The 8117-nt window shown below is 40.9% G+C and carries 8 protein-coding genes; all 8 read left to right on the plus strand.

The window, feature by feature from the left end; translation table 11 throughout:
- The coding region (locus tag AB1488_07340; protein MEW6409910.1) for a type III PLP-dependent enzyme at nt 1-248 on the plus strand (248 nt) is incomplete at its 5' end.
- Between the two features lie 15 nt (nt 249-263).
- A complete protein-coding gene (gene speE / locus AB1488_07345; protein MEW6409911.1) occupies nt 264-1103 on the plus strand; it encodes a polyamine aminopropyltransferase in 840 nt (279 codons plus the stop codon).
- Entirely contained in the window at nt 1097-2044 is a 948-nt protein-coding gene (speE, locus tag AB1488_07350) for a polyamine aminopropyltransferase (protein MEW6409912.1), read from the plus strand. Before speE (AB1488_07345) ends, speE (AB1488_07350) begins: the two co-directional genes overlap by 7 nt.
- A 178-nt stretch (nt 2045-2222) precedes the next feature.
- The gene (hrcA, locus tag AB1488_07355) at nt 2223-3266 is read left to right on the plus strand and encodes a heat-inducible transcriptional repressor HrcA (protein MEW6409913.1); all 1044 of its coding nucleotides are present in this window, start codon (nt 2223-2225) and stop codon (nt 3264-3266) included.
- A 17-nt stretch (nt 3267-3283) separates the two neighbouring features.
- The gene (grpE, locus tag AB1488_07360) at nt 3284-3862 is read left to right on the plus strand and encodes a nucleotide exchange factor GrpE (protein MEW6409914.1); all 579 of its coding nucleotides are present in this window, start codon (nt 3284-3286) and stop codon (nt 3860-3862) included.
- Between the two features lie 65 nt (nt 3863-3927).
- Nucleotides 3928-5832 carry a molecular chaperone DnaK gene (gene dnaK / locus AB1488_07365; GenBank protein MEW6409915.1) on the plus strand — a complete coding sequence of 635 codons (1905 nt, stop codon included), beginning with the start codon at nt 3928-3930 and terminating at the stop codon, nt 5830-5832.
- A gap of 192 nt (nt 5833-6024) precedes the next feature.
- Complete coding sequence (dnaJ, locus tag AB1488_07370; protein ID MEW6409916.1) at nt 6025-7140, plus strand: molecular chaperone DnaJ; 1116 nt, start codon at nt 6025-6027, stop codon at nt 7138-7140.
- A gap of 130 nt (nt 7141-7270) precedes the next feature.
- A complete protein-coding gene (locus tag AB1488_07375; protein ID MEW6409917.1) occupies nt 7271-7993 on the plus strand; it encodes a 16S rRNA (uracil(1498)-N(3))-methyltransferase in 723 nt (240 codons plus the stop codon).
- Nucleotides 7994-8117 lie beyond the last annotated feature (124 nt).

Raw genomic sequence — 8117 nt, forward strand, 5'->3', positions numbered from 1 at the left:
GGTTAATGGAGAGTGTTGGAGGAATAAAATACAGTTACATTGTTGAAAGTTATAGACATACAAGATATAAAAAGAGATGGACAATAGCAGGTCCGAGCTGTGACAGTTTTGATGTAATAGATAAAAATGTGGCACTACCGGAACCGGATGTCAATAATCTGATTCTCGTATTATCCAGTGGTGCCTACACGGTATCCTATGCTTCAGAATTTAATGGTTTTTCGATACCCAAAACACTTCTTATATAAAAGAGAGGATGAACAATGATTAAATTTTTTGAAAGAGCCCCATATGCACCGGTCGAATATTCCTATGATGTTGAGGAGATTCTCTATAAGGGTAAGAGTAAATTCCAGGAAATTATGGTTATAAAGAGTCCACATTTTGGTAAAATGCTTGTCCTTGATGAAGTCGTCCAGATAACTGAAAGGGATGAGTTTTTTTACCACGAAATGCTTACCCATATCGTAATGCATGCCCATCCAAATCCAAAGAAAGTCATTGTTATTGGTGGTGGTGACGGAGGTGTAGTTAGAGAAGTCTTAAAACACAAAACTGTTGAAAAGGTTTACTTTGTAGAGATAGACGAGGAGGTAATTAATATTTCAAGAAAATTTTTCCCGACTGTAGCCTGTAGTGTTGACGATCCTCGTGTAGAGATAAAGATTATGGACGGCGCAGAGTTTGTAATAAGGAGGAAACTTTCAAATATAGATGCTGTTATAGTTGACTCTACAGACATTATTGGTTTTGCAAGGAGTCTTTACAAAACAGAGTTTTTTACCTCTGTAAGAGATTGTCTAACAGATGAAGGTATGTTTGTTACACACTCAGAGTCGCTTCATTTTCATAAGGATATGGTTATCGAGGTTCAGGAAACACTGAAAAAGGTCTTCCCTATAGTTGACCTGTATACTGCTCCAATTGCAACCTATCCAGGAAATTGGTGGGCTTTCGCAGTAGCATCCAAAAATCTTTCACCGCGGGAGATGAAACGTAAATTTGAAATAAAAACAAAATACTACAGCGATGAAATCCACAAGCAGGCATTTCTGCCTAAAGGCATGTACGAGAATCTGATGCAAAGAAATCTAGAATGGTAAAAAATATCTCTATCAAAGATACAAAAATCAGCAATAACTGGTTTATCGATAAGGAGAGCGAACACAGGTGGATATACCACAGGATGAGAAGACATCTCCTATCTTTAGAGACAAAGTTCCAGCAGGTACGTCTTATTGATACTTACAATTTTGGTCGTGTTCTTGTGCTTGATAACAAAATTCAATCAGCAGAATCAGACGAGTACATCTATCATGAGGTACTTGTGCATCCAGCAATGATTACACATCCAGAGCCAAGAGATGTGCTTATCCTTGGAGGTGGAGAAGGAGCAGTCCTGAGGGAGGTGCTGAAACACTCGACAGTTAAAAGGGCAGTAATGGTTGATATAGATAAAGAACTGGTGGAGTTTTGCAAAGAACATCTCGAAAAATGGCATCGAGGGTCTTTTTTTGATAAAAGGGCAGAAATTGTTTTTGATAATGCAATAGATTTTGTTAAAAATACCAGGGATAGATTTGATATAGTAATAGCCGATATAAGCGACCCTATTGAGAAGGGTCCAGCATCTTTGATCTATACGAAGGAATGTTACAGGTCTATCATGAGAATACTTTCAGACGATGGAATATTTGTAACGCAGGCAACAGAGGTATTTTACAATCAGCAAGAAGTTCACTCAATAATAAACAAGACTGTAGCTTCTGTGTTCCCAATAGCAGAATCCTATTGTGATTATATTCCGAGCTTTACTTCAATGTGGGGTTTCGTAACTGGTTCTCAAAATTACTCTTTGAAGAAAATAACACCAGAAGAGATCGAAGATGGGTTAAGAAGACGAGGAGTTAAAGGACTGAGATATTACGATTTAGAGACACATGAAAGATTGTTTAACTTGCCAATGAGGCTCAGGAAGATGATTTCCAGTCAGAAATTTGTAGCGACTATAAAAAAACCGATAAAAGTTTACTCTAATCGGTAGACAACGGACTTTATGTCCGTTGATTTTTTCTATTCGGTAGATTTTTTTCTAAATTCAACGAGGGTAAACCTCGTTGTCTACCAAAGTTTTTCTATCCTCTTGACATTTATAATAAGAATTGTTAATTTATTAGCACTCGCCGTTAAAGAGTGCTAAGGTTTTTAGAAGGTAAGAAACTATGCAAACAGAATATTTGAATGAGAGGTGTCAGGAGATACTCAAGGTGATTGTCCACAGCTACATAGATACCGCTGGACCTGTAGGTTCGCGTACGATTACTAAGAGATACAATATAGGACTCAGCCCTGCGACAATAAGGAACATAATGGCTGATCTGGCAGATATGGGATTTTTGACACAGCCACATACATCTGCTGGTAGAGTCCCTACAGATAAAGGCTATCGTTTTTATGTGGACAGCATAATAAACAGCAAGGGTTTCAGAGATATCAATAACGCCGAGAAAGAAATGTCTTCAAGGCTCGAGATAACAAAAAGAGACATAAAAGAACTGATGCAGGAAACATCAAGGATGTTGTCATTGCTTTCACACTACCTCGGTGTGGTTCTTGCTCCAAGGCTTGAAGATTCTACATATAAGAGAATGGACTTTGTGCGACTTAAGGATAGACACATCCTTGTTATATTTATATCAGATGAGGAGATTGTCCATAACAGGATAATAGAGATAGATGAAGATATTACGCAGAAAGACCTTAACCGGATTAGTAATTTCCTGAGCAGAGAACTCTATGGTTTAGGCCTCAAAGAGGTCAGGAGGAGAATATTTAGCAAGATGTATGAAGAAAAGATGCAGTGTGATAGATTAATTAAGAGGGCGTTGAGTATATGCAGAGAGATGGTGATGGCTGGCAGTGAAGGGGATGTGTATATCGGGGGTATTGCTGATTTACTTGATCTGCCAGAATTTGCAGATCTTCGCAAGATAAAAGAACTATTCAAAGCAATAGAAGATAAACACCTGTTACTTAAACTGCTTGATAAAACTATGGAGACAGATGGGCTTCGGGTCTTCATAGGTGAAGAGAATCCACTTTGTGAAATGAAAAACTGTGCTATTGTGACTTCAACATATAAAGAAGGAGATAAACCCTTAGGAGTCCTTGGTATTATAGGTCCTACAAGGATGAATTATTCAGAAGTGATACCGATAGTTGACTACACGGCTATGCTACTCAGTCGTCTTCTTAGCCAGAGATAAGTTGGGAGGTGTTGTATATGGGTGAAGATGCTGAGATACACGATCCTGAACTTGTTTCAGGAGAGGTAAAGAACGAAATGCCAGTAGAAAAAACAGTTGCTGAAAGGGAGATTGATGAACTGAGTAAGGAGTTGGAAGAGAAGACCAGAGAACTCAATGAGGTAAAGGATAAATACCTCAGGCTTTATGCAGAATTTGAAAACTATAAGAAATATATAACGAAAGAACAGAGAGAACTTCTGAGGTATGGTAATGAAAGTTTGATTCGTGAAATACTATCTGTGGTTGACAACCTTGAGAGGGCGATATCTCATGCAGAAGGTAGTAATGAATCTAAAGGTCTTATTGATGGCGTAGAGATGACTCTGAATCAACTAAAAAGTATCCTCGAAGGATTCGGGGTGACACCTATAAAGGCAATAGGTGAGCCTTTTGATCCATCAAGACATCATGCGCTGACACAGGTAGAATCTGAAGAATATGATGAGAATATAGTTGTTGAAGAATTCAACAAGGGCTACTATCTTAACGAGAGGGTGATTCGGCCAGCATTTGTCAGTGTGGCGAAGAAACCAGAAACCAGAACTAAGGATTAAAGGATTAAAGGGATAAGTTGCTTGTCCCTTAATCCTTCTTAAATCCTAATGAGGAGGGATTTAAAATGGGAAAGGTAATTGGAATAGACTTGGGTACTACCAACTCATGTGTGGCGGTGGTTATTGGTGGTGAACCGGTGGTTATACCAAATCAAGAAGGAAGCCGCACCACCCCTTCTGTAGTCGCCTTTACAGATAAAGGTGAAAGGCTCGTAGGACAGATTGCAAAAAGACAGGCGATAACAAATCCTGAAAATACTGTCTTTTCTATTAAAAGACTGATAGGGAGAAGATTCAATTCACCAGAGGTTGCCTCTGCAATTAAAAGACTTCCCTATAAGATAGTTGAGGCGCCAAATGGGGATGTGCATGTGGAAGTGAAGGGAAAGAGGTATTCTCCAGCAGAGATATCTGCCATGATACTTCAGAAGATGAAACAGGTGGCAGAGGATTACCTCGGTGAAAAGGTAACAGAGGCTGTTATCACAGTCCCTGCATATTTTGATGATAGCCAGAGACAGGCAACAAAGGATGCTGGTAAGATCGCAGGTCTGGAGGTCCTCAGAATAATCAATGAGCCAACCGCCGCATCACTTGCATATGGTCTTGAAAAGAAAAAGGATGAAAGGATCGCTGTTTACGACCTCGGTGGTGGGACATTTGATATATCTATCCTTGAAATAGGAGAAGGTGTATTCGAGGTAAAATCCACAAATGGCAATACCTATCTGGGTGGCGATGACATCGACGTAAGGATCATAGACTGGATGGTGGATGAGTTCAGGAAGGATCAGGGGATTGACCTGAGAAAGGACAAGATGGCACTCCAGAGGTTGAAGGAGGCTTCCGAAAAGGCAAAGATAGAACTTTCACAGGCTATGGAGACAGACATAAATCTCCCATTTATTACTGCTGACGCTACAGGACCAAAGCACCTTCAGATGAAACTTACAAGGGCAAAGTTTGAGCAACTCGTAGATGACCTAATAGAGAGCACCATAGAGCCTTGCAGGAAGGCACTCTCTGATGCAAGTATTACGCCGAGGGATGTAAATGAGGTAATTCTTGTTGGTGGTCAGACAAGGACACCGAAGGTTCAGAATATAGTAAAGGAATTCTTTGCAAAGGAACCCCATAAAGGGGTGAATCCTGACGAGGTGGTTGCGATTGGTGCATCTATTCAGGCAGCGGTACTAAAAGGAGAGATTAAGGATGTTCTGCTTCTTGATGTTACCCCACTCTCCCTTGGGATAGAGACACTCGGTGGTGTATTTACAAAACTGATAGAAAGAAACACGACCATTCCTACAAAGAAGAGCCAGATATTTTCCACAGCGGCTGATAACCAGACCGCTGTTACGATAAAGGTTCATCAGGGTGAACGGGAAATGGCAGCAGATAACAAGCTTCTTGGTGTATTTGACCTTGTAGGGATTCCTCCTGCACCGAGGGGGATGCCACAGATAGAGGTTACATTCGACATAGATGCGAATGGTATCGTACATGTATCTGCAAAGGATCTCGGCACAGGTAAGGAGCAGTCAATAAAGATTACAGCCTCAAGTGGTCTAAGTAAAGAGGAAATAGAAAGGGCTGTAAAGGATGCAGAGGCACATGTACAGGAGGATAAAAAGAGAAGAGAACTTGCAGAGGTGCGTAATGAAGCAGATACCCTGATATACACCGTAGAGAAATCGCTCAGGGAGTATGGCGATAAGGTGAGTGAGGCTGAAAGATCGGCTATCAACAGTGCACTCGAGAGGGCAAAGAAGGCAAAGGATGGAGACGATATTGGTGAGATAAAGAGTGCTATGGAAGATCTCGGAAGGGCATCACACAAGTTAGCTGAGGAGATATACAAAAAGGCTGCCCAGACGCAGGAGGCGGGGGCACAGGCTGATACCTCAGGTAAAAAGAAGGAAGATGTAGTTGATGCCGATTTCGAAGAGGTGGATAAGGATAAGCGGTAAGCAGAAGGGTTCGAGGATTCAAGGGTTTGAGGGTTAAATAAAATCAAAATTCAAATTGCAAAATGCAAAATTATGGAATTCCTTAATTTTGATTTTTGCATTTTGAAATTTTTGCTTAACCACTTGAATCCCATCCTCTTGAACCCTTTTTAGCAACTTTTTGAGAGAAGAATCTATCATCTATCGGTTAATATGGCGAAGGATTATTATAAAATACTCGGTGTTCACAGAAACGCCACTGACACAGAGTTAAAAAAGGCATACAGAAAACTTGCGCTTCAATACCACCCTGACAGAAATCAAGGGGATAAATCTGCGGAGGAGAAGTTCAAGGAGATAAATGAGGCATATGCGGTCTTGAGTGATTCACAGAAGAGGGCGTATTATGACCAATTTGGGACTATAGAGGGTGGAGGTTTTGGTTTCGAAACCTCAACTTTTACTGATATATTTGAAGACATCTTTAATAACTTCTTTGGCACATTCACAGGTAGAAGAAGCAGGGCTGTAAGAGGTTCAGACCTCAGGTATGACCTTGATATAACCCTGTTAGATGTTGCATATGGAACTGAGAAGGTAATCACTGTTCCACGATGGGAAAGGTGCGATTATTGTGGTGGAACAGGCTCCAGACCGGGCACCCATCCGATTAATTGTCCTACATGTAATGGGAGAGGTGAGATAAGATATCAGCAAGGTTTTTTTAGTGTGAGCAGGACATGTAATCATTGCCGCGGGGAGGGGAAAATAATCAAAGAGCCCTGCGGGGTATGCCATGGTAAGAAAAAGATAGAGAAAGAACGGAGTATTTCTGTCAGAATACCAGCAGGTGTCGAAAGAGGGACAAGATTAAAACTTGCAGGAGAGGGAGAAACGGGAGAGTTTGGTGGTCCACCAGGTGACCTTTATGTGATTATAACAGTTTTGCCACATCCGATATTCGTAAGGGATGGCAATGACATCATATGTGAAGTCCCGATCAGCTTCCCCCAGGCAGCACTCGGTACAGATATTGAAGTTCCTACCCTTGATGGTAGATCTACTATAAAGGTTCCACCAGGGACGCAATCAGGTAAGGCATTACGTCTGAAAGGAAAAGGCATCCCCTCCTTAAGAGGATACGGCAGGGGTGATGAGATAATCAAGATAGTTGTAGAGACGCCTACAAAGCTAAATGCAAGACAGAGGGAGCTTCTTGAAGAGTTTGCGAGAATAAGCGGAGAAGATGTTAATCCGATTAGCAAAAGTTTTATGGAGAAGGTGAAGGACTTTTTCGGTAGCAAAGAGGAAGTAGGAAGCAGGAAGTGAAAAGTAAACCCCGTTAGAAGACTCCGCCTTCTAACGGGAAGGCTCACACGGGGCATTAACCCCGTGTTCGCTCAAAAAGGAAAATTATTTTCATCCCCGCTGCAAGCAGCGGGGCATTCTAACGGGGTAAATGGTAAGGCTCTTTATTGATAAAGGAGACATACAGAGAGATACGGCGATTATTGCGGGCGAAAATGTCAAATATATAAAGGATGTACTAAGGTGTAGTGTTGGTGATAAAATTACTATTTTAAACGGACATGGAAATGAATGTAAAGCAACCATCTCGTCAATAGGCAGAAAGGAAATAAGGGTAGATATTCTGAGAAGAGAGTTTCTATCTACCGAGTGGGGATTTGAGATTGTCCTCTGTCAAGGTATACCGAGAGGAAAAAAAATGGATTTTATAGTTCAGAAATCAACCGAGATTGGTGTCAAGAAGATTATTCCACTCCTGACTGAGAGAACTGTTATAAGGGATGTAAAGGGTAAGGTTGAAAGGTGGAGACGAATAGCAAAATCTGCCGCACAACAGTCAGGAAGGACGATGATCCCAGAAATATATGAAGCTATGGAATTCGAGTCATTCCTAAACAGTTGCGGGGAAGACTTTTTTTGCATGCTTTTCTATGAAGATGCGAAAAGAGGGATAAGAACGGTTTTAAGAAATTACAACAGTGGGATGCCTATCATTATAACCGTTGGACCTGAGGGAGGATTCTCTCCACGAGAAGTAGAAATGGCTGAGAAAAGGAATTTTTACACCGTCTGGCTCGGTCCTAGAATATTAAAGGCAGAGACTGCACCTATAACTATCTTGAGTATCATCGGATATGAACTGGGTGAGATTTGAAAAATGGGACGGCAGGCTGTCCCAAAATACTTCTTAAGTTAATCCAACTTTTGTGGGTGACCTGACAATTTCTCATAAAGAGGTCCTTAGTTTATAAAAAATAACAGTTATACATAAAATCGAG

It is taken from the genome of Nitrospirota bacterium (genome assembly GCA_040756155.1).
Taxonomy (GTDB): Bacteria; Nitrospirota; Thermodesulfovibrionia; order JACRGW01; family JBFLZU01; genus JBFLZU01.

Coding starts and splice junctions, on each gene's coding strand:
- speE (MEW6409911.1), top strand. CDS start 264: ATGATTAAATTTTTTGAAAGAGCCCCATATGCACCGGTCGAATATTCC.
- AB1488_07375 (MEW6409917.1), top strand. CDS start 7,271: ATGGTAAGGCTCTTTATTGATAAAGGAGACATACAGAGAGATACGGCG.
- speE (MEW6409912.1), top strand. CDS start 1,097: ATGGTAAAAAATATCTCTATCAAAGATACAAAAATCAGCAATAACTGG.
- grpE (MEW6409914.1), top strand. CDS start 3,284: ATGGGTGAAGATGCTGAGATACACGATCCTGAACTTGTTTCAGGAGAG.
- dnaK (MEW6409915.1), top strand. CDS start 3,928: ATGGGAAAGGTAATTGGAATAGACTTGGGTACTACCAACTCATGTGTG.
- dnaJ (MEW6409916.1), top strand. CDS start 6,025: ATGGCGAAGGATTATTATAAAATACTCGGTGTTCACAGAAACGCCACT.
- hrcA (MEW6409913.1), top strand. CDS start 2,223: ATGCAAACAGAATATTTGAATGAGAGGTGTCAGGAGATACTCAAGGTG.